Annotated in this window: 16 protein-coding genes; 12 read left to right on the top strand and 4 right to left on the bottom strand. The window is 72.8% G+C overall.

From position 1 onward, the window contains the following. Position 1: 1 nt before the first annotated feature. The 6 genes from OG711_RS16250 (at position 2) to OG711_RS16225 (ending at position 14106) form a co-directional block, all read left to right on the top strand. The gene (locus OG711_RS16250) at positions 2-3070 is read left to right on the top strand and encodes an SUKH-4 family immunity protein (protein ID WP_329559572.1); all 3069 of its coding nucleotides are present in this window, start codon (positions 2-4) and stop codon (positions 3068-3070) included. A 318-nt stretch (positions 3071-3388) separates the two neighbouring features. Further along, the gene (locus OG711_RS16245; RefSeq protein WP_329559571.1) at positions 3389-4279 is read left to right on the top strand and encodes a cellulose-binding protein; all 891 of its coding nucleotides are present in this window, start codon (positions 3389-3391) and stop codon (positions 4277-4279) included. Between the two features lie 917 nt (positions 4280-5196). Beyond that, positions 5197-5985: an ABC transporter ATP-binding protein gene (locus tag OG711_RS16240; protein ID WP_073783827.1), complete on the top strand. Its 789-nt coding sequence runs from the start codon at positions 5197-5199 to the stop codon at positions 5983-5985. Then, entirely contained in the window at positions 5982-8561 is a 2580-nt protein-coding gene (locus tag OG711_RS16235) for an ABC transporter permease (RefSeq protein WP_329559570.1), read from the top strand. The genes OG711_RS16240 and OG711_RS16235 overlap by 4 nt, the downstream gene beginning before the upstream one ends. A 985-nt stretch (positions 8562-9546) precedes the next feature. After that, positions 9547-13209 (top strand): transcription-repair coupling factor, encoded by a 3663-nt coding sequence (gene mfd / locus OG711_RS16230; protein WP_329559569.1) that lies wholly within the window; start codon positions 9547-9549, stop codon positions 13207-13209. 144 nt (positions 13210-13353) lie between these two features. After that, positions 13354-14106: an HNH endonuclease family protein gene (locus OG711_RS16225; protein WP_073783833.1), complete on the top strand. Its 753-nt coding sequence runs from the start codon at positions 13354-13356 to the stop codon at positions 14104-14106. 145 nt (positions 14107-14251) lie between these two features. Here the strand turns inward: OG711_RS16225 and OG711_RS16220 are convergent, their stop codons facing one another. From OG711_RS16220 to OG711_RS16205, 4 genes are all read right to left on the bottom strand, one after another. Further along, entirely contained in the window at positions 14252-14899 is a 648-nt protein-coding gene (locus tag OG711_RS16220; protein ID WP_079184295.1) for a CatB-related O-acetyltransferase, read from the bottom strand. A gap of 182 nt (positions 14900-15081) precedes the next feature. Next, positions 15082-15891, bottom strand: a complete 810-nt coding sequence (locus OG711_RS16215; RefSeq protein ID WP_329559568.1) for a hypothetical protein — start codon at positions 15889-15891, stop codon at positions 15082-15084. Between the two features lie 77 nt (positions 15892-15968). Further along, positions 15969-16751, bottom strand: a complete 783-nt coding sequence (locus OG711_RS16210; protein ID WP_329559567.1) for a hypothetical protein — start codon at positions 16749-16751, stop codon at positions 15969-15971. A 351-nt stretch (positions 16752-17102) separates the two neighbouring features. Continuing rightward, the gene (locus OG711_RS16205; RefSeq protein ID WP_323181385.1) at positions 17103-17588 is read right to left on the bottom strand and encodes a hypothetical protein; all 486 of its coding nucleotides are present in this window, start codon (positions 17586-17588) and stop codon (positions 17103-17105) included. A gap of 202 nt (positions 17589-17790) precedes the next feature. Between OG711_RS16205 and OG711_RS16200 the strand changes: the two genes are divergently transcribed. The 6 genes from OG711_RS16200 to OG711_RS16175 all read left to right on the top strand — a co-directional run bounded on the left by OG711_RS16200 (position 17791) and on the right by OG711_RS16175 (position 26844). After that, the gene (locus OG711_RS16200) at positions 17791-20022 is read left to right on the top strand and encodes an N-6 DNA methylase (protein WP_329559566.1); all 2232 of its coding nucleotides are present in this window, start codon (positions 17791-17793) and stop codon (positions 20020-20022) included. 335 nt (positions 20023-20357) lie between these two features. Continuing rightward, entirely contained in the window at positions 20358-21128 is a 771-nt protein-coding gene (locus tag OG711_RS16195) for a hypothetical protein (protein ID WP_073783837.1), read from the top strand. Positions 21129-21157: 29 nt separating this feature from the next. Further along, on the top strand, positions 21158-22681 hold the full coding sequence (locus tag OG711_RS16190; RefSeq protein ID WP_266510456.1) for a serine/threonine-protein kinase: 1524 nt from the start codon (positions 21158-21160) through the stop codon (positions 22679-22681). A 189-nt stretch (positions 22682-22870) separates the two neighbouring features. After that, positions 22871-23542, top strand: a complete 672-nt coding sequence (locus OG711_RS16185) for a SurA N-terminal domain-containing protein (protein ID WP_073783839.1) — start codon at positions 22871-22873, stop codon at positions 23540-23542. 843 nt (positions 23543-24385) lie between these two features. Continuing rightward, positions 24386-25522: a nucleoside triphosphate pyrophosphohydrolase gene (locus OG711_RS16180; protein WP_405673582.1), complete on the top strand. Its 1137-nt coding sequence runs from the start codon at positions 24386-24388 to the stop codon at positions 25520-25522. A gap of 2 nt (positions 25523-25524) precedes the next feature. Beyond that, positions 25525-26844 (top strand): cytochrome P450 family protein, encoded by a 1320-nt coding sequence (locus OG711_RS16175; RefSeq protein WP_329559565.1) that lies wholly within the window; start codon positions 25525-25527, stop codon positions 26842-26844. Positions 26845-26851: the final 7 nt, after the last annotated feature.

Genomic DNA, 26851 nt, shown 5'->3' with positions numbered 1-26851 from the left:
GATGGTGACGTTCGCGCAGGCGCAGGAGCGTGGCGAGGAGTGGGTGAACGCCGAGGTCCCGGCGTACCAGCACCGGGAGGTGCGGGTGCGGGAGTTCGCCCTGGGTTTCGTGGTGTGGGCGGAGGACCGTGCGGAGGGGCCGCGTTCGGACGGTGGCGCCCAGCGGTTGGTGATCGCCCGGGACGGCGGTGAGGTCACGCTGTGGCCGGGGCTGCCGGTGGGTGAGGTGATCCGCCGGTTCGAGGAGGAGTACGGGGCGCAGGCGGCGGTGGAGCCGGTGTCGTCGGTTCCGGAGCGGATCGATCTGCATCAGACATCGTTCCTGCTGAGTCCTCCGGAGTGGTTGCAGGAGGCGGCGGACAAGCTGGGGATCCCGGACCGCCGGGGGGACGGAACGTCGGGTTCCGGTTCGTCCGGCCGGGGCACGTCGGGTGCCTCCGGTTCGGGTGGCTCGGGTGCGTCGGGTGCGTCGGGTGCCGGGCGTGCGGTGGACGCGGGTTCGGGTGCGGGTGTGTCCGGGGGCGGTTCCGCTGGTGCGGCCGGTGGTGCCGGTGCCGGGGTGCCGGGTGGTGCCGCGGCGTCCGGGGCATCGCCGGAGGGCTCGTCGGGCGGGTCGGGTGTTCCGGCTGCGCCCGGCGGTTCGGCTGCCGCTGGTCCCCAGGTTGTGCCTGGTGCGCCTGGTGTTCCGGGTGTGCCCGCTCAGGGGGGTGCCGAGGGTCCCGCGGAGACGTTGCCGGGGCCGGTGCTGTCGCCGAGGACGACCGCCGGGCCCGGCGGGGGTACGGGGGACCCGGCGGGTGCGTGGCCCGGTGCCGCGTCTGACGAGGTCCGGGAGCCGACGGCGCGGGAGCCCGTGACGGGCGACCCGACGCCATGGGCGGGGACGGACACGGCCGGGCGCGGTGCGGACGGTTCGGTGCCGCTGCCCGAGACGGTGTTCGCGGCGCCGGTGGCGGGCGAGAAGCCGCCGTTGGTCCTGCCGGACGCGCCGACGGCGCTGATGTCGGGCGGCAGCGGGCTGCCGCCGACGGCGGTGACGCAGACGATGAGCCCGTCCCCGCCGGTACCGGCCACGCCTCCGCCGGGTGTGCCGTCGACCCCGCCGCCGGGTGGTTATCCGCCCGCGCAGGGGCCGTCGGGTCCCGCGCAGGGGTCGTCGGGTGGTGCGGGGGGTGTTCCGCTGCCTCCGCCGCACGGGACCCCGCCGCACGGTGCGCCGTTCGGTACGCCGCCGCAGGGCCCGCCGTTCGGTACGCCGCAGCAGGGGGCTTCCGGGTACGGGCATCCGCAGGGTTCCGCCGGTACGGGCACCCCGCCGCCGTACGCGGGTCCGGGGCCGGGTGGTGCCGGTCAGGGCGTCGCCGGTCCGGGTGGCGCGCCGCACGGCGCCGTTCCTCCGGGTGGCACGGGCGGGTCCGGGGGACCGGGTGCCGCTGATTCCTCGCAGGGCGCGCGGGACATCGCGGAGGCGGCCACGAGCAAGGCACGCCGTCCGTCGCGTGGTGCGCGGGCGGGTACGGGTGCGTCCGTGCCGCCGCCGCCTCCGCCGCCGCCCGGTGTCCCGGGTGCGCGGCCGGGGACGCCGCCTCCTGCCACGCCGCCCGCGCCGCCGTCGTCGGGGCCGGGTGCTCCGGGGACCCCGGCGGGCGGTTACGTACCGACCCAGCTCATCTCGTCACTGGGGCCGGAGGGCCCCGGCGCGCCGAACCAGCCGAACCAGCCCGGTCAGTCGAACCAGCCCGGTCAGCCCGGTCAGCCCGGTCAGCCGGGGCACCCGGCTCCTCCGGGTCCGCCCGGTGTGCCGGGGACTCCTCCGCCGCCTGCCGCGCCGGGTGCTCCCGGCGGGCCGGGGGGCGGGGTGCATCTCGCGGCGACGATGCTCGCGGGTCCGGCGGTGCCGGGTCCCGGGGCGCCGCCGCCTCCGCCCGGCGCCCCTGGCGTTCCGGGCGCCCACGGCATCGCCGGTGGTCCTGGTGGTCCTGGTGGCCATGGTGCCCCCGGTGGGCCGGGTGTTCCGGGTGGGTCCGGTCCCGGGATGCCGCCGCCGGCGCCCGGTGCGCCGGGGGGCGGGTACGGGTATCCGCAGGGTGCGGGTCAGCCGACGGTCGGGCCCGGGTACCAGGCGGTGCTGCGGTTCCGGGCGGCGGACGGCTCCGAGCAGCAGGTGATCCGGCGTTCGGCGCCGGGTACCCCGCATCCGGAGTGGCAGATCCTGCACGAGCTGCGGGCGATGAACGTGCCGCCGCAGCAGGTGCTTGAACTGCACACGGAGCTGGAGTCGTGCGAGCTGCCGGGCGCGTACTGCGCGCGGATGATCCGCGAGAGCTGGCCGCAGGCCCGTATCACCAGCATCGCCCCGTACGGCCGTGACCACGCGTCGCGGCAGCAGGGCATGAGACAACTGCTGGCCCATCAGGGCGAGTTGCACCAGGTCGCGGACGGACCCGCGCGGCCGGGTCCGGTACGGGCGCCGCTGCCTCATGTGCAGCCCGCGGCGCCGGTGGGGCCGGAGGCCGTCGCGCAGGAGCTCGCGGCGGTGTTCGGGCCGGGTGTGTTCCGGTTTGACCAGCGGGCGGTGTCGCGGCAGGGGGTGCCGGAGGCGGTCGCGGTGACGCTCGTATGGGCGGGGCTGCCGGTCGACCTCGGGCCGTTCTTCTGGGCGCAGGCCCAGCCGGGCCGTCCGGTGCCGACGCTGGCGGAGCTCGCACAGGAGCGCGGGGTGCAGCCCGCGCCGGACGCCGGTTCGTACCTGGTGATGGGCAGCGACTTCGGCAAGGCGATCTGTGTCCAGTACGGGACGGCGAACATCGTCGCGGTCCCGGTGGAGGCGGGGCCGGGCGGGACGTCCGTCGCGCCGCAGTTCGTGAACACGGGGCTGCCGGAGTTCGTCCGCTGCCTGGCGTTGCTGGGCCGGATGTGGCGGCTGCGGTACGGGCTGAACCAGGAGCAGGCGGGACGCTGGACGGTGGACTTCCAGGCGCAGCTCGCCGCGCTCGACGGGGCGGCGCTGGGTTCGCCGGAGAACTGGTGGTCGGTGCTGCTGGAACAGATGTGGGACGGCCTGCTGTAGCCCGTCGGGCGTGGGTCGGCCGTTCGGTTCGTTCAGTTCGTCTAGTTCGTCTAGTTCGTCCTGCTTGTTCGGTTTGTTCGGTGGGAAGGCGCTCGGCCCGGCAGGGGCCGGGCGCCTTTCGCCGTGTCGGGGCGGGGGCGCGGTCCGGTGGGTAGGGACGGGTAGGGAGAGGGGGAGGTAGGGGGAGTGAGCGGGGGCGGTACCCCGATTCCGACTTTTGACGGGTTCGGGCGCATCCTTGAGCGAGTGGAGGGGTGGAGTGTCGGTGTTTGATCCGTTCCGGGTCGGTTCCGGCCATGTCGTGGAGAGGAATGACAGGTGAGCAGTGCGTCGGCGTCGCCCCATGGCTTCGACACCCAGCGGGGCCGTGGCTACCGGCCCGAGCAGGTCGACCGGCAGGTGTCCGAGTTGTCCCGGCTGGGGGACGAGGCATGGGAGCGCGTGGCACGGCTGGAGGCCCTGGCCGAGGAACTGGCGGCGCGGGCCGCGCGGCTGCGTGAGGAGGCGGCCGCGCTTCCCCCGCAGACCTATGTGTCACTGGGCGAGCGGGCGGCGGGCCTGCTGACGACGGCCGAGGAGGAGGTCGCGGCGGTGGCGGAGGCCGCCCGGGACGCTGCGGCGCGGGCGGTCGCGGAGGCGCAGGAGGCCGGCCGGCTGCTGGCCGCGTCGGCGGCGGAGCACGCGCGTGCGGTGCGGGACGCGGCGGACACGGCGGCCGAGGAGCGGCTCGACGCGGCGCGGGCCGGGGCGGCGGAGGCGCGGGAGGCCGCGGAGCGTGCGGCCCGGGAGCTGCGGGGCGCGGCGGAGGAGACGCTGGCGGACACCCGGCAGCGGACGGACGCGTTGCTCGCCGAGCAGGAGCGGGAGCTGGCGGAGCGCCGGGAGGTGACCGGTCAGGCCCTCGCCGGGCAGGAGGCGGCTGCCGACGCGGCACGTGCCGAGCTGCTGTCCGCGGCCGAGGCGCGGCTGGAGGAGGCGCGGCGTGTGCACGCGCGCGCCGAGGAGGCGGCGCGGCACGGGCAGGAGGACGCGGATGCCAAGGCGGCCGAGGCGTTGGCCGGGGCGGCCTCGCGGGAGGAGCTGATCGCCCGTGAGACCGAGCGGGTGCTCAGGGAGCACGGGGAGCGGTGGGACGAGGTCCGTGCGCATATGGCGCATGTGCGCAACAGCCTGGCGGCGCTGACCGGTAGGGCGGCGGGGGAGGAGTAGGGGGTCGCGGGTCGCCTTCGCTTGCGCTTCCCAGGTCTGTCCGGCGGGACGCACTTCGTTCCTGAGTCGTCGCTCGGGGGTTGCGCGGTTCCCCGCGGGTCGCCTTCGCTTGGGCTTTCGAGGTCTGTCCGGCGGGGGGTACTCCGTTCCTGTGCTGTCGCTCGGTGGGTGCGCAGTTCCCCGCGGGTCGCCTTCGCTTGCGCCTCTGAGGTCTGTCCGGCGGGACGTGCTTGTTTGCTGTGCCGTCGTTCGTGGGGTGCGCAGTTCCCCGCGCCCCTTTGGGGCGCGTCCGGCCGGTTCTTCGGGTCGGTGCCGGTCGGGATTCTCCGTCCTCGCTCCAACGCGCTCGGTACGACGTCCAGTGGTCGGACTGAAGAGCATCGGAGTCTGCGGGCAGAGATTCCCGCCCACCCCCTCCCGTAGCCGGGCGACTGCGGGAGGGGGTGGGTTTTGAGGGGTGCGGGGACCCCGGATCCGGGCGGTGTCGGTGGTTCTTGCGGGTGACGGACTTGACCCTTCCGTGGGGGGAGGGGGGAGGGTCGGCTGCGTACAAGGGTGGAGCCGACCCTGAGATGTCTCCCTCGTGGGGCGGAGAACCCCTAGGGGTACCTCGGTATCGGGGACCGGGGAGGCTTCGTACCACCGGAGGACGTGAACGCCCGGGGTGGTTCCTTAGATTGGCTTTATGCGGTGAGGGGGCGGGCTGCCGGATCGGGCGGCCGGTTCCTTCCTGTGGGCCACAGGGCCGGGGGTGGGGTTTTCCCCAGGGAAAGACTGCGCTGCGCACCAGGGCGCGGGACACCCTCCGGGTCCGAGACTGGTCGCCGTACGAGAACGAGACCTGGTGTCCGCCGATCCTGCCTGCTGTTCCCGGCGGACACCCTTCGCCTGAAGCTGACCGATATAGGAGACATACCGTGACATCGGCTGTGACCATCCCCAGGCACGGGGGTACTGGAGAGCGTACGGCCGTAGCCGCTCGGGCTCGGCAGGTGGTGAAGGCGTACGGCTCGGGGGAGACCCGGGTCGTCGCGCTGGACCACGTCGACGTGGACATCGCGCGGGGCCGGTTCACCGCGATCATGGGCCCCTCGGGGTCCGGCAAGTCCACGCTCATGCACTGCCTCGCCGGGCTGGACACGGTGTCGGGCGGTCAGATCTATCTGGACGAGACCGAGATCACCGGCCTCAAGGACAAGAAGCTGACCAAGCTGCGCAGGGACCGGATCGGCTTCATCTTCCAGTCGTTCAACCTGCTGCCGACGCTGAACGCCCTGGAGAACATCACGCTCCCCATGGACATAGCGGGCCGCAAGCCGGACCGCGCCTGGCTGGACCGTGTCGTGGAGACGGTCGGTCTCGCGGGCCGGCTGAAGCACCGGCCGACGCAGCTCTCCGGCGGTCAGCAGCAGCGGGTCGCCGTGGCGCGGGCCCTGGCCGCCCGCCCGGAGATCATCTTCGGTGACGAGCCGACGGGGAACCTCGACTCCCGGGCCGGCGCCGAGGTCCTCGGCTTCCTGCGCCGCTCGGTGGACGAGCTGGGGCAGACGATCGTGATGGTGACCCACGACCCGGTGGCCGCGTCGTACGCGGACCGCGTGCTGTACCTCGCCGACGGCCGCATCGTGGACGAGATGCTGCGGCCCACCGCCGAGGCCGTGCTGGACCGGATGAAGGACTTCGACGCCCGGGGGCGCACGTCATGACGGTCCTCAAGACGTCCCTGCGCAACTTCGCCGCGCACAAGGGACGGATGGTGCTGTCGGCGGTGGCGGTGCTGCTGTCGGTCGCGTTCGTCTGCGGCACCCTGGTGTTCACGGACACCATGAACACCACCTTCGACAAGCTGTTCGCGGCGACGGGCTCCGATGTCACGGTCTCCGCCAAGTCGTCCGGCGGGGCCGCGGGGGATGCCCCCGCCAACGGCCGTCCCGAGACGGTGCCCGCGTCGGTCGTGGGCAAGGCGGCGAAGGCGCGGGGCGCGGCGGACGCCGAGGGCTCGATCGCCTCCACCGGGGTCACGGTGGTCGACGCGAAGGACAAGAACGTCGGACCCACGTCCGGCGCCCCCACCATCGCGGGCAACTGGACGCGCAACGACGAGCGTTCCATGGAGATCAGCTCCGGGAACGCCCCGCGCGGGCCCACCGAGGTGATGGTCGACGCGGACACCGCCGACAAGCACGGGCTGGAGCTCGGTGAGGAGCTGCGGACCATCACGGCCACCGGCGACTTCACCGCGAAGATCTCCGGCATCGCCTCCTTCAAGGTCACCAACCCGGGCGCGGCGATCGTCTACTTCGACACGGAGACCGCCCAGCGCAGGCTCCTCGGCGGCACGGACGCGTTCACCCAGATCAGTGTGACCGCCGCCGACGGGGTCAGCGACGCCCAGCTCAAGCGGAACGTCGGCGACGCCCTGGGCGCCGGCACCTTCAAGATCCAGACGCAGAAGGAGTCCGCGGACGCGGGCCGCGAGGAGGTCGGTTCCTTCCTCGACGTGATGAAGTACGCGATGCTCGGCTTCGCCGGGATCGCTCTGCTCGTCGGCATCTTCCTCATCGTCAACACCTTCTCCATGCTGGTCGCCCAGCGCACCCGGGAGATAGGTCTGATGCGGGCGATCGGTTCGTCCCGCAAGCAGATCAACCGGTCCGTGCTGCTGGAGGCGACCCTGCTGGGGATCGTCGGCTCCCTGCTCGGCATCGGCGCGGGTGTCGGACTGGCCGTGGGCCTGATGGAGCTGATGGGCTCCATGGGGATGGAGCTGTCCACGGAGGACCTCACCGTCAAGACGGCGACCCCCGTGATCGGCATGGTCCTCGGTGTCGTCGTCACCGTCCTCGCCGCGTACCTCCCGGCCCGCCGCGCGGGCAAGGTGTCCCCGATGGCCGCCCTGCGGGACGCGGGTACCCCCGCCGACGGCAAGGCCGGTCTGATCCGGGGCGGGATCGGTCTGCTGCTCACCGGTGGCGGCGCCGTGGCGCTGTACATGACGGCGACCGCCGACAAGGCGAGCGACGGCTCGATGTTCCTCGGGGTCGGGGTCGTCCTCACCCTCATCGGGTTCGTCGTGATCGGTCCGCTGCTCGCGGGCGGTCTGGTCCGGATGCTGAGTGTCGTGGTGCTGCGGGCGTTCGGCCCGGTGGGCCGGATGGCGGAGCGTAACGCGCTGCGCAATCCGCGGCGTACGGGAGCGACCGGCGCGGCCCTGATGATCGGCCTCGCGCTGGTGGCGTGTCTGTCGGTCGTCGGCTCCTCCATGGTCGCCTCCGCGACGGACGAGCTGGACAAGTCGGTCGGCGCGGACTTCATCGTCCAGTCGAACACCGGCCAGGGCATCGTCCCGCAGGCCGAGAAGACGATGCGGGGCAGCTCCGACCTGTCGCACGTCACCCGCTACAAGCTGGTCGACGCGAAGATCACCACGCCGGACGGGAAGACCGAGAGCAAGGAACTGTCCGCGGCCGACCCGACGTACGCGAAGGACCTGCGCCGCGAGACCGTCGAGGGCGACCTGGCCGCCGCGTACGGCAAGGACGCGATGTCGGTGGACACCGAGTACGCGAAGAAGCACAAGGTGAAGCTCGGCGACACGCTGAGCGTCGCGTTCAAGGGCGGCGACACGGCGAAGCTGAAGGTCGCCGCGATCACCTCCGCCGATGTGACCGTCGACATGGACAGCCGCTACGTCAACATCAGCACCGTCGAGCGCTACCTGCCGGCCGAGCGGATGCCGCAGAGCTCGATGCTCTTCGCCAAGGCCGAGGACGGCAAGGAGGAAGCGGCGTACGCGGCGCTCAAGGACGCCATGAAGGAGTACCCGCAGTACGCGGTGCGGGACCAGACCGACTACAAGGAAGAGCTCCAGAACCAGATCGGTCAGCTCCTGAACATCGTGTACGGGCTGCTGGCGCTGGCGATCATCGTCGCGGTGCTCGGTGTGGTGAACACCCTGGCGCTGTCGGTGGTGGAGCGGACCCGGGAGATAGGTCTGATGCGGGCGATCGGGCTGTCCCGCCGCCAGCTGCGCCGGATGATCAGGCTGGAGTCGGTCGTCATCGCGCTGTTCGGCGCGCTGCTCGGGCTGGGCCTGGGGATGGGCTGGGGCACGACCGCGCAGAAGCTGCTCGCGCTGGAGGGTCTCGGGGTGCTGGAGATCCCCTGGCCGACGATCATCACCGTCTTCGTCGGTTCCGCGTTCGTGGGACTCTTCGCGGCGCTGGTGCCCGCGTTCCGGGCGGGCCGGATGAACGTGCTCACGGCGATCGCCACGGACTGACCTCGCGGCGGCGAACGGGGGGCGCCCGGTACCGAGACACCTCGGTACCGGGCGATCCCGTTTCCCCCGTCACCCCTGGGGTCCCCCACCTGGACGTACCTGTCCCCGTGCGGGTCGCCTTCGCTCGCGCTTCTGAGGTCTGTCCGGCTGGGCGTACTTGTCCCCGCACAGGTCGTTCGTGGGTGCGCAGTTCCCCGCGCCCCTGGATGCTGCCCCCTTACGGTCGCCCTTCGGGTGCGGCCCGGTCCCTCGTTTTCGCGCAGTTCCCCGCGCCTCTGAAGGGGCACCCCTCTCCCCGCGCAGGCGCCCTGCTGCGGGAGGGGGTGGGCGGGAATCTCTGCTCGCAGACTCCGATGCTCTTCAGTAGATCCGCTGGACGTCGTACCGAGCGTGTCGGATCGAGGACGGAGAATCCCGACCGGCCCCGACCCGAAGAACAAGCAGATGGCGCCCCAAAGGGGCGCGGGGAACTGCGCGAACCCACCGAGCGACGGCACGGGAACGAGTGCGCAAGGCCGGACAGACCTGGGAAGCGCAAGCGAAGGCGACCTGCGGGGAACTGCGCGAACCCACCGAGCGACGGCACAGGAACGAGTGCGCAAGGCCGGACAGACCTGGGAAGCGCAAGCGAAGGCGACCTGCGGGGAACTGCGCGAACCCACCGAGCGACGGCACAGGAACGAGTGCGCAAGGCCGGACAGACCTGGGAAGCGCAAGCGAAGGCGACCCGCGGGGAACTGCGCGAACCCACCGAGCGACGGCACAGGAACGAGTGCGCAAGGCCGGACAGACCTGGGAAGCGCAAGCGAAGGCGACCCGCGGGGAACTGCGCGAAACCACCGAGCGACGGCACAGGAACGAGTGCGCAAGGCCGGACAGACCTAGGAAGCGCAAGCGAAGGCGCACGGCGTACGCTGGGAAGCCCCCGGTCCGACCAGAATCGGGGCGTTCGTGTTGCCCCACCCACCCGGGACGGAAACCCTTCATGAGCCTGCACGCTCTGCTGAACGCCGTTGCCGAGGACGCGGCACTCACCGAGGCGGTGCAGGCCGCCCGGGACGCCCGACGCCCGCACATCGACCTGGTGGGCCCCCCGGCGGCCCGCCCCTTCGCGGTGGCCGCCCTCGCGAGAAGCGCGTCCCGCACGGTCCTCGCGGTGACCGCCACCGGCCGCGAGGCCGAGGACCTCGCGGCGGCCCTGCGCTCCCTGCTCCCCGCCGACCGCGTCGTCGAGTACCCCTCCTGGGAGACGCTGCCGCACGAGCGGCTGTCCCCCCGCTCCGACACGATGGGCCGCCGCCTCGCCGTACTGCGCCGCCTGTCGCACCCCACCGACGACGACCCCGAGACGGGTCCCGTCTCGGTGGTGGTCGCCCCGATCCGTTCCGTGCTCCAGCCGCAGGTCAAGGGCCTGGGCGAGCTGGAGCCGGTGGCGCTGCGCACCGGGCGCCAGGCGGATCTCGGCGCGACGGTCGAGGCACTGGCCGCCGCCGCGTACGCCCGGGTGGAGCTGGTGGAGAAGCGCGGCGAGTTCGCCGTACGGGGCGGCATCCTGGATGTGTTCCCGCCGACGGAGGAACACCCGCTGCGGGTGGAGTTCTGGGGCGACGACATCGAGGAGATCCGCTACTTCAAGGTCGCGGACCAGCGGTCGCTGGAGGTCGCGGAGCACGGTCTGTGGGCGCCGCCGTGCCGGGAGCTGCTGCTCACCGACGAGGTGCGGGCCCGTGCCGCGGCCCTCGCCGAGGCCCACCCGGAGCTGGGCGAACTCCTCGGGAAGATCGCCGAGGGCATCGCGGTGGAGGGCATGGAGTCCCTGGCGCCGGTCCTCGTGGACGACATGGAGCTGCTGCTCGACGTGCTCCCGGCGGGCAGTATGGCCGTGGTGTGCGACCCGGAGCGGGTACGGACCCGGGCGGCGGACCTGGTGGCGACCTCGCAGGAGTTCCTCCAGGCGTCCTGGGCGGCGAGCGCGGGCGGCGGCGAGGCCCCCATCGACGTCGGCGCGGCCTCCCTGTGGTCCATCGCGGACGTGCGGGAGCGGGCCCGTGAGCTGGACATGATGTGGTGGACGGTGTCCCCGTTCGCCGCGGACGGCAGTGCCACCCCCGACGGGTCGGACACCCTCAAGCTGGGGATGCACGCACCGGAGTCGTACCGGGGCGACACCGCGCGGGCCCTCGCCGACACCAAGGGCTGGCTCGCGGACGGCTGGCGCACGGTGTTCGTCACCCAGGGGCACGGCCCGGCGGTCCGTACCGTCGAGGTGCTCGGCGGGGAGGGCATCCCGGCCCGCCTCACCACCCTCGGCACCCCGGACGAAGCACCCACAGGCAAGGCAGCCCCCGGCAAGGCTGACGCCACCAGGACAGGGGCCGCCAAGACAGGGGCAGCCAAGGCGGGCGTGACCGAGCCAGGGGTGGACACCTCCGGCGCCGGCCTGACCCCCGCACTCGTGCACGTGGCCTGCGGCTCCATCGAGTACGGCTTCGTGGACCCGGTCCTGAGGCTCGCCGTCCTCACCGAGACCGATCTGTCCGGCCAGCGGTCCACGGGCAAGGACGGCCAGCGGATGCCGGCCCGCCGCCGTAAGACGATCGATCCGCTGACCCTGGAGACGGGCGACTACATCGTCCACGAGCAGCACGGCGTGGGCCGCTACATCGAGATGGTCCAGCGGACCGTGCAGGGCGCGACCCGTGAGTACCTGGTGGTGGAGTACGCGCCCGCCAAGCGCGGCCAGCCCGGTGACCGGCTGTACATCCCGACCGACCAGCTGGAGCAGATCACCAAGTACGTCGGCGGCGAGGCGCCCACCCTGCACCGGCTCGGCGGTGCCGACTGGACGAAGACGAAGGCCCGCGCGAAGAAGGCGGTCAAGGAGATCGCGGCGGACCTGATCAAGCTGTACAGCGCCCGGATGGCGGCGCCCGGCCACGCCTTCGGCCCGGACACCCCCTGGCAGCGGGAGCTGGAGGACGCGTTCCCGTACGCGGAGACCCCCGATCAGCTCACCACGATCGCCGAGGTCAAGGAGGACATGGAGAAGACGGTCCCGATGGACCGTCTCGTCTGCGGCGACGTGGGGTACGGCAAGACGGAGATCGCGGTGCGGGCCGCGTTCAAGGCGGTCCAGGACGGCAAGCAGGTCGCCGTCCTCGTCCCCACGACGCTGCTGGTGCAGCAGCACTTCGGCACGTTCAGCGAGCGGTACGGGCAGTTCCCGGTGAACGTCCGCGCGCTCAGCCGGTTCCAGAGCGATTCCGAGGCCAAGGCGACCCTGGAGGGGTTGCGGGACGGCTCCGTCGACATCGTGATCGGTACGCACCGGCTGTTCTCGTCGGAGACGAAGTTCAAGGACCTCGGCCTGGTCGTGGTGGACGAGGAGCAGCGGTTCGGTGTCGAGCACAAGGAGCAGCTGAAGAAGCTGCGGGCCAATGTCGATGTCCTGACGATGTCGGCGACGCCGATCCCCCGCACGCTGGAGATGGCGGTGACGGGCATCCGCGAGATGTCGACGATCACCACCCCGCCGGAGGAGCGCCATCCGGTGCTCACGTTCGTCGGTCCGTACGAGGAGCGGCAGATCGGCGCGGCGATCCGGCGGGAGCTGCTGCGCGAGGGCCAGGTCTTCTACATCCACAACCGGGTGGAGTCGATCGACCGGGCGGCGGCGCGGCTGCGGGAGATCGTCCCGGAGGCGCGGATCGCGACGGCGCACGGCCAGATGTCGGAGCAGGCGCTGGAGCAGGTCGTCGTGGACTTCTGGGAGAAGAAGTACGACGTGCTGGTGTCGACGACGATCGTGGAGTCCGGTATCGACATCTCCAACGCGAACACGCTGATCGTGGAGCGCGGTGACAACTTCGGCCTGTCGCAGCTGCACCAGTTGCGCGGCCGGGTCGGGCGGGGCCGGGAGCGGGGGTACGCGTACTTCCTGTACCCGCCGGAGAAGCCGCTGACGGAGACCGCGCACGAGCGGCTCGCGACGATCGCCCAGCACACCGAGATGGGCGCCGGTATGTATGTGGCGATGAAGGACCTGGAGATCCGGGGCGCGGGCAATCTCCTCGGCGGCGAGCAGTCCGGTCATATCGCGGGCGTCGGCTTCGATCTGTACGTACGGATGGTGGGCGAGGCCGTCGCGGACTACCGGGCGTCGCTGGAGGGCGGGGTGGAGGAGGAGCCGTGGCTGGAGGTCAAGATCGAGCTGCCGGTCGACGCGCACGTCCCGCACGACTACGCGCCGGGGGAGCGGCTGCGGCTCCAGGCGTACCGTTCGATCGCGTCCGCGAACACGGAGGCGGATGTCACCGCGGTCCGTGAGGAGCTGACCGACCGTTACGGCAAGCTGCCGGAGCCCGTGGAGAACCTGCTGCTGGTGGCCGGGCTGCGGATGCTGGCGCGGGCGTGCGGGGTGGGTGAGGTGGTCCTTCAGGGCACGAACATCCGCTTCGCGCCGGTGGAGCTGCGGGAGTCGCAGGAGCTGCGGCTGAAGCGGCTGTACCCGGGTTCGGTGATCAAGCCCGGTACCCGGCAGGTCCTCGTACCGCGCCCGAAGACGGCGAAGGTCGGCGGCAAGCCGCTGATGGGCCGTGAGCTGCTGGCGTGGACGGGCGAGTTCCTGGCGTCGATCCTGGGCTCGTAGCGGCGTACACCGGTACGTCGGTACATCGCGCCGTACCGGCACATCGGCACATCGGTGCACCGCCGGACCGCCGTACCGAGGTACCGGTACGGCGGCGGGGTGCGGTGCCGGACCGCTGTGGTCCGGTACGGGGAGGGGAGTCGGATGAGGTCGGGTGCGGTGCCCGTGCGGCTGGCGGGGTTCGTGCTGGCGGTGGCCGTCGCGGCCACCGGTTGCTCACTGGAGCTGGACGGCGGTGGCGGCGGGGGCGGGGACAGCGGCGGCGGTCCGGACGGCGGTGCGCGGGGTGCGCCGGGCAGCGCGGTCGCGGCGGTGGACGAGCTGGCGGTGAAGGGCCGTGCGCCGCGTACCGGCTACGACCGGGACCGGTTCGGCAGCCCATGGGTGGACACCGACTCCAACGGCTGCGGCACCCGTGACGACATACTGCGCCGGGATCTCACCGAGGTGCGCTCGGGCGGCGGTGACCGGTGCCGGGTGATGTCGGGGACGCTCGCGCGGGACCCGTACTCGGGCCGGGACGTGGCGTTCCGCCGGGGTGCGAGCCGGGTCGACATCGACCATGTGGTCGCCCTGTCCGACGCCTGGCAGAAGGGCGCGGCGAAGTGGGACCGGGGCAAGCGGGTCGCGTTCGCGAACGATCCGCTGAACCTGCTGGCCGTGGGTTCCCGCCCCAACCGGGCCAAGGGCGACGGTGACACGGCGACGTGGCTGCCGCCGAACAAGGCGTACCGCTGCGCGTACGTGGCCCGGCAGGTGGCGGTGAAGCGCAAGTACCGGCTGTGGGTGACGGCCCCGGAGCGGTCCGCGATGCGCCGGGTGCTGGACGGCTGCCCGTCCGAGTCCCTGCCGAAGGGCGGCAACCCGACGAAGGCGCCCCAGCGGTACGCGCGCTGAGCGGTACGGGGTCCGGGGCGGTAGAGGCTGGTCCGGGCGCGGTACGGGGTCCGGGCGGCACGGTGCGGTACGGCCCTCGCGGGGCACGGGTGCGGTACGCCCTTCGGGCGGCGTGCGGGTGCTCACCGCCGGGGCCGGGCCGGGGTCAGTCGCCGGGTGCCGCCGCTTCGAGGTCCGCGACGCTGCCCGACATCACCGTCCGCACATGCCGGGTGAGGTGCGCGGCGGGCCAGTCCCACCAGGCCACGGCCAGCAGCCGGGCGATGTCCCCGGCGTCGTAGCGGGTGCGGATGAGGCGGGCGGGGTTGCCGCCGACGATGCCGTAGTCGGGTACGTCGGAGGTGACCACGGAACCGGCGGCGATGATCGCGCCGTGCCCGATCCGCACCCCGGGCAGCACGGTCGAGCCATGGCCGAACCAGACGTCGTTGCCGACGACGGTGTCACCCCGGCCGGGCAGCCCGGTGAGCAGGTCGAAGTGCTCGGCCCAGGAGCCGCCCATGGTGGGGAAGGGGAATGTCGACGGGCCGTCCATCCGGTGGTTGGCGCCGTTCATGAGGAACCGGGTGCCGGTGCCCAGGGCGCAGTACTTCCCGATGACGAGCTTCTCCGGCCCGTAGTGGTAGAGCACATTGCGGGTCTCGAACGCGGTGGGGTCGTCGGGATCGTCGTAGTAGGAGAACTCCCCGACCTCGATCAGCGGGGACGTGACCAGCGGCTTCAGCAGCACGACGCGCGGCTGTCCGGGCATCGGATGGAGCACCGTCGGATCGGCGGGCACGGGCACGGGCATCGGGCGGTCCTCGCGTCGGCATGGGTGGACGTTTCCGTGCCCATGATCGCCGCACCGGGCCGTACGGGACACCGGGTTTCCGACCTGTGGGCGCTCGTGCGTGCCCGCGGACACCCACAGGTGTGCAGGATCTGGCGAGGCTCCACTTGGTCAGGAGCCGTCCACCGGGGGGCGGGGCGGACTCAGCCGCCGTCCGTCGTGTCCGGGGGGCCCTCGTCGGCGGGAGGTCCGGTGGGTACGGGCCGGCCGAAGCCGCCGAAGGTGAAGACACCTGGCGACCGGCCTGATGTCTTCTCCACCTTCAGCAGATACGGAGGGCCTTGGGTGGCGACATGGAGGACGACGGGCTTCTTGTCGACATCCTCCATGACGAGCGAGAGCGCGGGGCGGCCGGCGACAACGGTCTTCTCACCCTTGCGGGCGCCGGCCGTCCTGTCCTCGATACGGCTGATGAAGGCGTTGATGTCACAGAAGTCCCTGAACTGCTCGCTCCCGGTGTCATCGGCAGCGAGCTCCAGCCAGCGGTTCGCCTCCTGCTCGACCGCGCGCTCCACCTCGGTGGCCGGCTCGCCTTCGAATCGACCGCGCGTGGCCTGCTCGTCAAGACGAAGGTGGGTCGTCCCGTTGTCGATGATGAAGTCGACGTTGCCCTGGCCCTTCGTGATGAGGGTGCCCTCGCAGCGGCCCCGGATGTCGAAGGCGATGTCGAAGCTCGTGTCGGCGCCCTCCTGCACGGTCCTTCCTCGCACGCTGAGCGAGCCCGCGTCACGGTTCGCCGCGATCGCCCTGTCGGCGATGGCGCGCGCCGACAGCGATGTGAGCGGGCCCTCGGCCTGGGTGGTGGACGGGGACGCGGATGATCCGGCGGCCCTGTCGCTGCCCGTGGCCGCTCGGTCTCGCTGGTCCCCCGGGCCGGGTCCCGGGGCCGTGGTGGAGCAGGCGCTGAGCACGACGACGGACAGGGCGGTGAGCCGGACACCCGCGCGGGTCACGGAGCGGACCGGGGTTCCCCGGGGGAGCGGCCGTGCGGGGGAGACCTCGGGAACGGCCAGGAGCCGTGACCGCCGGTTCAACTGCCCGACCTGCTGACGTCGATGATCTTCTGGTCGGCGGGGGCACCGGCCCGGACGGGCCGGTCGGACACGGCGAAGGCCAGGTCGAACTCGCCGACGCCGGTCACCGCTGTCTCCACCCTGAGCAGACCCGGCTCGCCTTCGCTGCTCACGTGGAACGTCGCCCGGTTGACGCCGTCGAGGATGGTGAGCGAGTAGGCGGGCTTCCCTCCGACCGAGGTCTTCGTACCTCTGCGTGGTGATTCCCCGGCCAGGTCGGAGAAGGTGAGGGGGAAGTCGCAGACGACCCTCAGCTTCTTGCCGTCGTCACCCTTCGCCCTGGACTTGACCCAGTTCCCCCGTAGGGCGTCGGCCGTCCTGGCGTTCTCCGGCTCCTTCTCCGCCTGCGCTCTCAGCATCTTGTCGTCGTACTTCCGGTAGAGAGCCTGCGAGTTCATGATGAACTCCGTCGTCCCTATTCCTTCCATGGTCATGGAGCCGACGCAGTTCCTCCGGTCGTCGCGTGTGATGTCGAGACCGATGTGCTGACCGCCTTCGGTCATGGTGCCCTTGAAGTGCAGCGAGGGAGCGCCCAGGGTCGCTTCCTGCGCCTTCATGAGGATCTGTCGCGCCGACATACCGGGGAAGGGCTCGCCGGACCCGGCGGCGCGCGGGGAACCGGCCCGCGCTGTGGCGGAGCCCGTCCCCGCGGACTCCGTGTCCTCGCCCGCTGGGGAACCACAGGCGGTCAGCACGGCGGTGGAGGCAAGGCACAGGGTGACCAGGGTCGTGCGGCGCATGGGGTGCTCTTCCGACTGGGGCGTGTGGACGCGGGTCAGATTATGTGAACCCCGTGTACATGCCGGGCCGGGGGTGAGCGTCTGCGTGCGTGCCCCCGGACGGGGGGCACTGCGGCGTTCCGCCGACGGCTCCCAGGACTCGCGTTGTCCATGCCCTCGCCTCGTGGAGGTCCCGGGTCGGCCGGGCCCGGCCGGCACGCGTGGCAAGGGCCCGTGCTCCGGGCCGGGTTCACCGTCCCCAGGACGGTTCGCCCGGGACTCCGGGTGGCGAACCGGCCCGAAGCCCGCACAGGTATCCGGCCGGGGGACCGCGCAGGTGTCCCGGGGGCGTCACCGTACCGGCCGGGCGGGTCAGTAGTTGCCGTTGCCGATCATCTCGCCGTCGGCGTCGTAGACGGTGACGAGGCCGCCGCCGTCGTCGGTCTTCCGCCAGTCCGCGAACGCGGAGGCGAGCAGCTTGGAGGGGCCCATGCCCTGGCCCATGAGGCCGCCCGTGTAGTCGGTGTAGATGTCGGCGGTGTTCAGCAGTCCGTCGACGTCCTCGGCGCCCTGCACCTTGGTGACGTGGCTGACGGCGTCCTTCTCCTTGGGGGTGCCGTTCTTGTTGACGAACGCCTTGAACTGGGTGGCCTGGGAGCCCTCCGCGTCCTTGTCGGAGTCCTTGGCCTTGCCGTCCTTCTTGGTGCCCTTGGCCGCCTCGCCCTTGCCGCTGGAGCTGGACGACGTGCTGGAGCTCTTCTTCTTGCCGCCCGCGCCGTCGTCCTCGGGTGTGCACGCGGCGATGCCGCCGAGTGCGGTGATGCCGATGACCACGCCGACCGCGAGCTTGCTCTTCATGCCCATGAAGGGTCCCCTCCCACAAGGTGAAGGCCCCCGAACCCGAGGTGCCGTTCGTTCGATGGGTCAATCACAACAGAAGCTGTGAACCGAGTCAACATGATGCTGTTTGAAAAAGAGATTCACGGCGTGAATAGGTCGGTCGTGGCTGGCTGGGTATGATCGACGCCACACGGGACACGGGGACGAAGGAGGTCGTGCGGTGCAGGACAACGCCACGGAAGTGACCGCTGCCGGGATCGCACGGCTCGCGGGGGTCGGGCGCGCCGCCGTCAGCAACTGGCGCCGCAGACACCCCGACTTCCCGAGGCCGGTCGGAGGCACCGAGACCAGTCCGTCCTTCGCCCTCGCCGATATCGAGGAATGGCTGCGCCGCCAGGGCAAGCTCGCCGAGGTCCCGCTGCGTGAGCGGGTCTGGCAGCAGCTCGCCGGGCACCCGGCGGGCCCCGTCACCGCACTGGTGCACGCGGGCTGCGCCCTGCTCCTGGTCCGTGACCGGCCCACCGACTGGCTGGAAATCACCGCTGTCTCCGACCGCCGGATGGCGGAGCTCCTCCCCGACGCGCTCGCCAGGGTCGTCACCACCCGCTTCGGCGCCACCCCGCCCGCCGCGCCCCCGCACCCGAGCCTCGGTTCACAGACCCCCGCACCCGCCGTCGGCGTCCCGGCCCCCGCCGAACTCGCCCTCTCGGTGCCGCTGCTGCGCGGGGTCGCCGAACTCGCCGCCGAACGCGGCGCCCGCCAGACCTACGAGTTCCTGCTCGGCCGCCACCTCGACGCCAACCCCCGCCAGTACACACTGACCCCCGCCGGACCCGCCGAACTCATGGCGGAACTCGCCGGGGACGCCCGTACCGTCCTCGACCCCGCCTCCGGCACCGGCACCCTGCTGCGCGCCGTCCGGGAACCCGCCGTCGTGCACGCCCAGGACGCCGCACCCGAACTCGCCGCGCTCACCGCCCTGCGGCTCGCCCTCCAGGGCGACGCCGAGGTCCACGCGCGCGCCGGTGACACCCTGCGCGCCGACGCCTATCCCGGACTGCGGGTCGACGCGGTCCTGTGCCACCCGCCGTTCAACGAACGCAACTGGGGCCACGACGAACTCGCCTACGACCCCCGCTGGGAGTACGGCTTCCCGGCCCGCACCGAATCCGAGCTGGCCTGGGTGCAACACGCCCTCGCCCATCTGCGCGACGGCGGCACCGCCGTCCTGCTGATGCCGCCCGCCGCCGCCTCCCGCCGCTCCGGCCGCCGTATCCGCGCCGATCTGCTGCGCCGCGGCGCGCTGCGCGCCGTGATCGCCCTGCCCGCCGGGTCCGCGCCCCCGTACAACATCCCCCTGCACCTGTGGGTGCTGCGCCGTCCCGCCCCGGACCACCACCCCGCCCAGCCCGAGGTCCTGCTGGTCGACACCGCCGGGGCCGGCGCCGACGGCCGCGCCCGCGCCGGCTGGCAGACCGTACGGGACGCCGTCCTCGACGCCTGGCGCCCCTACGACCGCACGGGCACCGCCGAGGAACGCCCCGGACTCAGCCGGTCCGTGCCCGTCATCGAACTCCTCGACGACGATGTGGACCTGGCCCCCGCCCGCCATCTCCCGCCGCCCGCGGCGGGCGGCGGCACCGCCGAACTCACCGCCGTACGCAGCCGCCTCGGCGACACCCTGCGGCTCACCGCCGACCTCACCCCGCCGCCGCCCGGCCCGGAGAGCGCCCCCCGGGCCCGCTGGCCCCTCACCACGATCGGCGAACTCGCCCGCGCGGGCGCCCTCGTCCTGCGCACCGCCACCGCCGTCCCCGCGAACGCCACCGCGCCCGCCGCCCCGGCCGCCCCCGGCCCCCGCACCCCCGTCCTCACCGACCACGACGTGGTCAGCGGGTCCCCGCCCACCGGCGAACTCCCCGACGGCGAACCGGCCGAGGACACCGTGCTCACCGAACCCGGGGACGTGGTCGTCCCGGTGCTCGGCGGCGGCGCGGTCGCCCGGGTCGTCGGCCCCGCCGACGCCGGGGCCGCCCTCGGCCGCAACCTCACCCTGCTGCGCCCCGACCCGGCCGCCCTCGACCCCTGGTTCCTCGCCGGATTCCTGCGCGGCACCGCCAACAACCGCCAGGCCAGCAGCTACGCGTCCACCGCCACCCGGCTCGACGTCCGCCGGATGCAGCTCCCCCGTATCCCGCTGGAGCAGCAACGGCGCTACGGGGACCGTTTCCGCACCCTCGCCGCGTTCGAGGACGCGCTGCGGCTCGCCGGACGCCTCGGCGAGCAGCTCGTACGCGGGATGCACGACGGACTCACCGACGGCAGCGTCCCGCCCGGGACCGACCCGGAACCCGGCCCACCCACCGCGCCGGACACCCGCCCGCCCGCGCCCGGTACCCCGCCCCCGCCGCCGGGCACCGGACCCCCGTCCGCCCCCGCCCCGGCCGCCTGACCAACCGGTTCCCCACCCGGAACCGCCGCACCCACCCGCCGTACCCGGTCACCCGCCGTTCCCGGCACCCCCGGTCACCCGGCACCCCCGGCCACCGCCGCACCTGCCGCACGCGTCCGCCACGTCACGCCCCGCACGGGTGTCATGACCGGTCCGCCCCGCCCGTACGAAAACGGCAAAGTGCCGGTAAGGGGGCGGAGTCGGGTGCCGGAAGGGCAACTGATCGGTACATCGGCGGACCGGGCGCCGGACCCGGCCTATACGCTCGAAACCCGCACCGACCACCGTCCCCAACAGGCGCCCCACCAGGCGGCCCCGGCCCATCAGGAGCAGCCATGCACGGCCACGGCCCCGCGCCGCAGCAGTCCCAGCGGCCCACGGAGGGGATGCTGGTGCTGCTCCGGGTGGTGTTCGTGGTCCTGTCGGTGGCCAGTTGCGGATTCCTCACCTGGGGCGTCATGCTGCGCGTCGCGATCGTGACCCGTACCCAGCGCGACTGGACGTTCTTCTTCGTCTCGCTCGGACTGCTCATCGGTTCGTTCGCCCTGCTCATCGCCGACGGAACCGACGAACTGACCACGTGGCGCGGCAACACCGGCGCCGCCGTCCTGCTCATCATGGGCATCGCCGGGGCCGCCTACTTCCTCTACGCCGACATCCGCCACTTCCAGTCGGTGCCCCGCACCCCGCCCCGGCCGCCCGCCGCTTACGGCGGCCCGGTCCACCCGGCCCCCGGCTACGGCTACCCGCACCCGGCAGCCCACCCCACCGCCCCGCACCCGGGACCCCAGCCGTACGGCGGACACACCCCGCCCGCGAGCCCCTACCCGGACCGCACCCCGCCCCCGGGCCCGTACACCCCGACCGTGTACTCCCAGCCCCCCGGCCCGGGAACCCCGGCGCCGCAGCCACCCGCCCCCGCGTCGCCGCCCGCCGCGCCCCCGCCGCAGACGCGGCCCGCGCCCGCCCGGATCGACCAGGTCCGCGCCGAACTCGACGAGCTGAGCGACTTCCTGCGGAGCCAGGACACCGCCCCCGGCCCCGAGTCCGGCCCCCCCGGCCACCGGGGCGCCGACCAGCGTCAGAACAGGGAGGACGGCTGGTGACCCCGCGTGTCGTGGCCGACCGCTACGCGCTGTCCACCCTCATCGGGCAGGGCGGCATGGGCCAGGTATGGACGGCCTACGACCAGCGGCTCGACCGCCGGGTCGCCGTCAAACTCCTGCGCCCCGACAAGGTCACCGGGCCCGGCGGCCCCGAGACCGAGGAACTGCGCCGCCGCTTCGTGCGCGAATGCCGGGTCACCGCACAGGTCGACCACCCCGGACTGGTCACCGTCCACGACGCGGGCAGCGAGGGCGAGGAGCTCTACCTCGTCATGCAGTACGTCGACGGGGCCGACCTCTCCGACCACCTCGCCGAGCACGACCCCTACCCCTGGCAGTGGTCCGTCGCCGTCGCCGCGCAACTGTGCGCCGTGCTCTCCGCCGTGCACGCCGTGCCGATCGTGCACCGCGACCTCAAGCCCCGCAACGTCATGGTCCGCCAGGACGGCTCGGTGACCGTCCTCGACCTCGGCGTCGCCTCCGTCATGGACTCCGACACCACCCGCCTCACCCACACCGGCTCACCCATCGGCAGCCCCGCCTACATGGCCCCCGAACAGGCCATGGGCGGCGCGGTCGGCCCGTACACCGACCTCTACGCCCTCGGGGTCCTCCTGCACGAACTCCTCAGCGGCGACGTCCCGTTCGCGGGTTCCACCGCCCTCGGGGTGCTCCACCGCCACCTCTACGAACCGCCACTGCCCGTCCGGCGGCGGCGCCCCGAGGTCCCCGAGGCCCTGGAGAGCCTCGTGCTGCGGCTCCTCGCCAAGGACCCCCAGCACCGGCCCGCCAGCGCCCAGGAGGTCTACGAGCACCTGCTGCCGCTGCTGCCCGCGCGCGGCACCCCCACCGGCGGCCCCCTCGACCCCACCCGCCCCTTCCTGCGCCCGCACGCCCCCTGGCCCGACCGCGCGGTCACCCCCGCGCCGCGCCCCGAGGCGCCGGTGCCCACCGCGGCCACCGCGCCGACCGGACAGCCCGACGTGGCCGCCGCCGTCGACGAGGTCAAACGGCTCCTCGGGGAAGGCCGGATCACCCAGGCCGTCGACATCCTCGGCGCGATCCTGCCCACCGCCGCCGAGCGGCACGGCGAACAGTCACCCGTCGTACGCACCCTGCGCAAGCAGTACGCGGCCACCCTCATGGACGACGGCCAGTACCGCCGCGCACTGCCCGAACTGCGCCGCCTCGCCGACGAGCACGCCGCCGGGTCCGGCCCCGCCGACCCCCGCTCGCTGCGCTTCCGCTACGACGCCGCCCAATGCCTCGAACAACTCGGGGAGACCGCCGCCGCGCTGGCCGAGTACCGCGCGCTGCTCCCCTACTACGAGAGCCGGTACACGGGGAACCCGTACACCCAGGACGACCCCGACCTGCCCTTCGAGATCCGCCGCCGGATCGGGCATCTGCTGCTCGCCCTCGGCGACCGGGCCGCCGCCCACGACACCCTGGTACGGCTGCTGCACGACGCCCAGGGACGCCACGGACCCGCCCACCCCTTCCCCGCCGAGGTCCGGCGCACGCTCCAGTGGCTGGGCCAGGTCGGGGGCTGACGGGCGTACCCGCGGCCGCGCCCGGATCGTTGGAGCGGACGGCGGGAACCGGCCGGTCGCCGCGGACCGCGCCGCGACCCGCTCGGATCAGCTCGGTCGAATCAGTGGCCGAACCTCCTGTCACTGCCTACCATCGATCACCGCAAGACTTTGTGCACCAATGCACAATCTCGCTGCCGGGAGGCTCCTTTGCACCGCCGCCGTCGCATCGCAGTCACTGTCTCCACCGCCGCGCTCCTCGCGGCGACCCCCTTGCTCACCGCGTGCGGCAACGACGCGCGGCCGGGCGCGGCGGCCGTCGTGGGGGACCAGCGCATCACGGTCGCGCAGCTGGAGAACCGGGTCAACGCGGTCCGGACCGCGCAGCGGGACATCCTCGGGGACTCCGAGCAGTACGAGGCGTCCCTCACCCGCTCCGGGGGGCTCGCCCGCAACACCCTGCACACCATGGTCCTCGACAAGGTCCTCGACCAGGCCGTCAAGGACGCCGGGGTGAGCGTGACCCGCAAGGACGTCCAGCAGATGCGCCTCGGCCTCGAACAGCAGGCCGGGGGCGCGGAGGGGCTGCGCGCCGCGTGGCTCCAGCAGTACAACGTCCCGCCGTCGCAGCTCGACGCGAGTCTCCGTACGGAGGTCGCGGCGCAGAAGCTGGCGGAGTCCCTCGGGGTCGGGATGGACACGGAGGCGGGGCAGCGGGCCTTCTGGAAGGCGCTGTCGACCGCGTCCAAGAAGCTCGACGTCAGCGTGAACCCCCGCTACGGGAAGTGGGGCGTCAGCGGTGACGGCCGGGTCGGCCGTACGGACGCGGGCACGCCTTGGCTCCACGTCGTCACCAAGCCGGACACCCCCACGGAGACGTAGCACTCGCGCTTCGTGGGTTTCGCGGTTCCCTGCGGGGCGCCTTCGCTTGCGCTTCCCAGGTCTGTCCGGCGGGACGTACTTCGGTCCTGTGCGGGTCGCTCGTGGGGTGCGCAGTTCCCCGCGCCCCTTTGGGGCGCATCCGGTCGGTTCTTCGGGTCGGTGCCGGTCGGGATTCTCCGTCCTCGATCCGACACGCTCGGTAAGTCGTGCAGTTGCTCCACTGAAGAGCATCGGAGTCTGCGGGCAGAGATTCCCGCCCACCCCCTCCCGCAGCAGCGCGACTGCGGGAGGAAGGGGGTGCCCCTTAAGGGGCGCGGGGAACTGCGCACCCCCGTCCGACCCGCACGGGCACAAGCAGGCCCAGCACAGGAAACCCAGGGGCGCGGGGAACTGCGCGAGCAACCAAGGACCACCCGCAGCCGGACGGAAACCGCAAGGGGCGCAACCCAGGGGCGCGGGGAACTGCGCAAAAGACGAGGGCGGACCCGCACCCGAAGAGCAGCCGCAATGGGGCAGCATCCAGGGGCGCGGGGAACTGCGCACCCACGAATGACCTGTGCGGGGACAAGTGCGCCCAGCCGGACAGACCTGGGAAGCGCGAGCGAAGGCGACCCGCGGGGAACTGCGCACCCACGAACGGCCCGCACAGGAACAGGTGCGCCCACCCGGACAGACCTGGGAAGCGCAAGCGAAGGCGACCCGCGGGGAACTGCGCACCCACGAACGGCCCGCACAGGAACAGGTGCGCCCAGCCGGACAGACCTCGGAAGCGCAAGCGAAGGCGTCCCGCCGGACAGACCCCGGGGCGCGGGCGAAGGTGGGGCGACGGGTTAGGTTCAATCCGTGAGCGAGACAAACACACCCACACCCCAAGGCCGGGTCGTGATGGTGACCACCACCCACCGCGTCGCCCCGGGCCTCCTCTCCTGGCCCGCCTGGCGCACCCTCCACGACGCCGACCGAGTCGTCTGCGCGGACCCCGGCCACCCCCAGCTCCCGTACCTCCGCGAAGCCGGCGTCACCGTGGAGATCGCGGCGCCCGACGCCCACGAACTGGTCGACGCGACCCAGGGCGGCCGGACCGTCGCCGTCCTCGCGGTGGGCGAGGGCGAGTCCCGGCTCACCGACGGCCTCGCCCGCCTCGCCGGTTCCGGCCGGGTGCAGATGCCCGACCTGGAACTCCTCCCCGGCTCGTACGACCTCCCGGGCGCCCGGCTGCTGGACCTCGTCCAGGTCATGGACCGGATCCGCGCCGTCTGCCCCTGGTCGTCGCTCCAGACCCACGAGGGCCTCGCCAAGTACGCCATCGAGGAGTCCTACGAACTGGTCGAGGCCATCGAGGACGGCGACCGCGACGAACTGCGCGAGGAACTCGGCGACGTACTGCTCCAGGTGATCTTCCACGCGCGGATCGCGGAGGACGACGAGGAGGCCCCGTTCTCCGTGGACGACATCGCCGCGGGGATCGTGACCAAGCTCATCAACCGCCACCCCCATGTCTTCGGGGACGCCGTCGCGCGGACCCCGGAGGAGGTCAGGGCGCTGTGGCTGAGCACCAAGGCCGAGGAGAAGGACCGGGACTCCGTCACCGACGGCGTCCCGCTGGGCCAGCCGGGCCTCGCGCTCGCCGCCAAGCTGGCCTTCCGGGCCAGGAAGGCCGGTCTGCCGGTGCCCGTGCCGTCCGGTCCCGGCATCGGCTACGACCTGCTGGCGATGGCCGTCCGGGCCGAGGCGGAGGGCGTCGACCCGGAGGCCGCCCTGCGCGCCGCGGCCCGCGCCTACCGCGACGCCATCCGAACCGCCGAGACCCACCCCGGCCACCCGGCCGCCGAGGACCCGGACATCACGGACACCGAGGACAGGGACACCCCGGCCGCCGAGGACCCGGGCACCGGGGGAACGGACCCTGCGGACACCCGGGGGACGGACCCCGTGGACCCGGCGGACACCGGCCGTACCGCACCCGGCGGGACCCGCTGACGATGACCGCCCCGCCGCCCGCCCCCGACCTCTTCACCTGGGAGTTCGCCACCGATCCGTACCCCGCGTACGCCTGGCTCCGTGAGCACGCCCCCGTGCACCGCACCCGGCTGCCCAGCGGCGTCGAGGCCTGGCTGGTGACCCGTTACGCGGATGCCCGCCAGGTCCTCGCGGACGCGCGGCTCAGCAAGAATCCGGCGCATCACGACGAGCCCGCCGACGCCCGGGGCAGAACGGGCATCCCGGGCGAACGCAAGGCCGAGCTGATGACGCATCTGCTCAACATCGACCCGCCGGACCACACCCGGCTGCGCCGGCTCGTCTCGAAGGCGTTCACCCCGCGCCGGATCGCCGCCTTCGAGCCGCGGGTGCGGGAGCTGACGGACCGCCTCGTCGACGGATTCGCCGCGAAGGGCGAGGCCGACCTCATCCACGACTTCGCGTTCCCGCTGCCCATCTACGCGATCTGCGACCTGCTCGGCGTACCGGCCGAGGACCAGGACGACTTCCGGGACTGGGCGGGCATGATGATCCGGCACGGCGGCGGTCCGCGCGGCGGGGTCGCCCGGTCGGTGAAGAAGATGCGCGGCTATCTCGTGGACCTGATCGAGCGCAAGCGGGCCGACCCCGGCGACGATCTGATCTCCGGTCTCATCCGGGCCTCCGACCACGGTGAGCACCTCAGCGGGAACGAGGCCGCGGCGATGGCGTTCATCCTGCTGTTCGCCGGGTTCGAGACGACCGTGAACCTCATCGGGAACGGTACGTTCGCCCTGCTCACCCACCCCGAGCAGCGCGCCCTGCTCCAGCGCTCGCTCACCGGCGGCGAAGGCGCCGGCGGCGCCGGCGGGGGACACGGGAACGGGAGCGGGGACGGGGTTCTCCTCGCCACCGCGGTGGAGGAACTGCTGCGCTTCGACGGGCCGGTGGAGATGGCCACCTGGCGCTTCGCCACCGAGCCGCTGCGGCTCGGCGGGCAGGACATCGGGCGCGGGGACCCCGTACTCGTCGTCCTCGCCGCCGCCGACCGCGATCCGGCGCGATTCGACCGCCCCGACACCCTCGATCTGACGCGCCGCGAGAATCCGCATCTCGGCTACGGCCACGGCATCCACTACTGCCTGGGCGCGCCCCTCGCCCGGATGGAGGGACAGATCGCGCTGGCGGCCCTGCTGACACGGCTTCCGGACCTCGAACTCGCGGCGGCGCCCGAGGAGTTGAGATGGCGCGGCGGGCTCATCATGCGGGGCCTGCGGACCCTGCCCGTCAGCTTCTCACCGGTTGTCCGGAACGCAGCTGTTGACGGTATGTCAGCTCCGTGACTTCCAC

It is taken from the genome of Streptomyces uncialis, assembly GCF_036250755.1.
In the GTDB taxonomy this organism is placed as follows: domain Bacteria; phylum Actinomycetota; class Actinomycetes; order Streptomycetales; family Streptomycetaceae; genus Streptomyces; species Streptomyces uncialis.
Note: the sequence above shows the minus strand (reverse complement) of the source record. Positions and strands in the feature narration are given on the sequence as shown.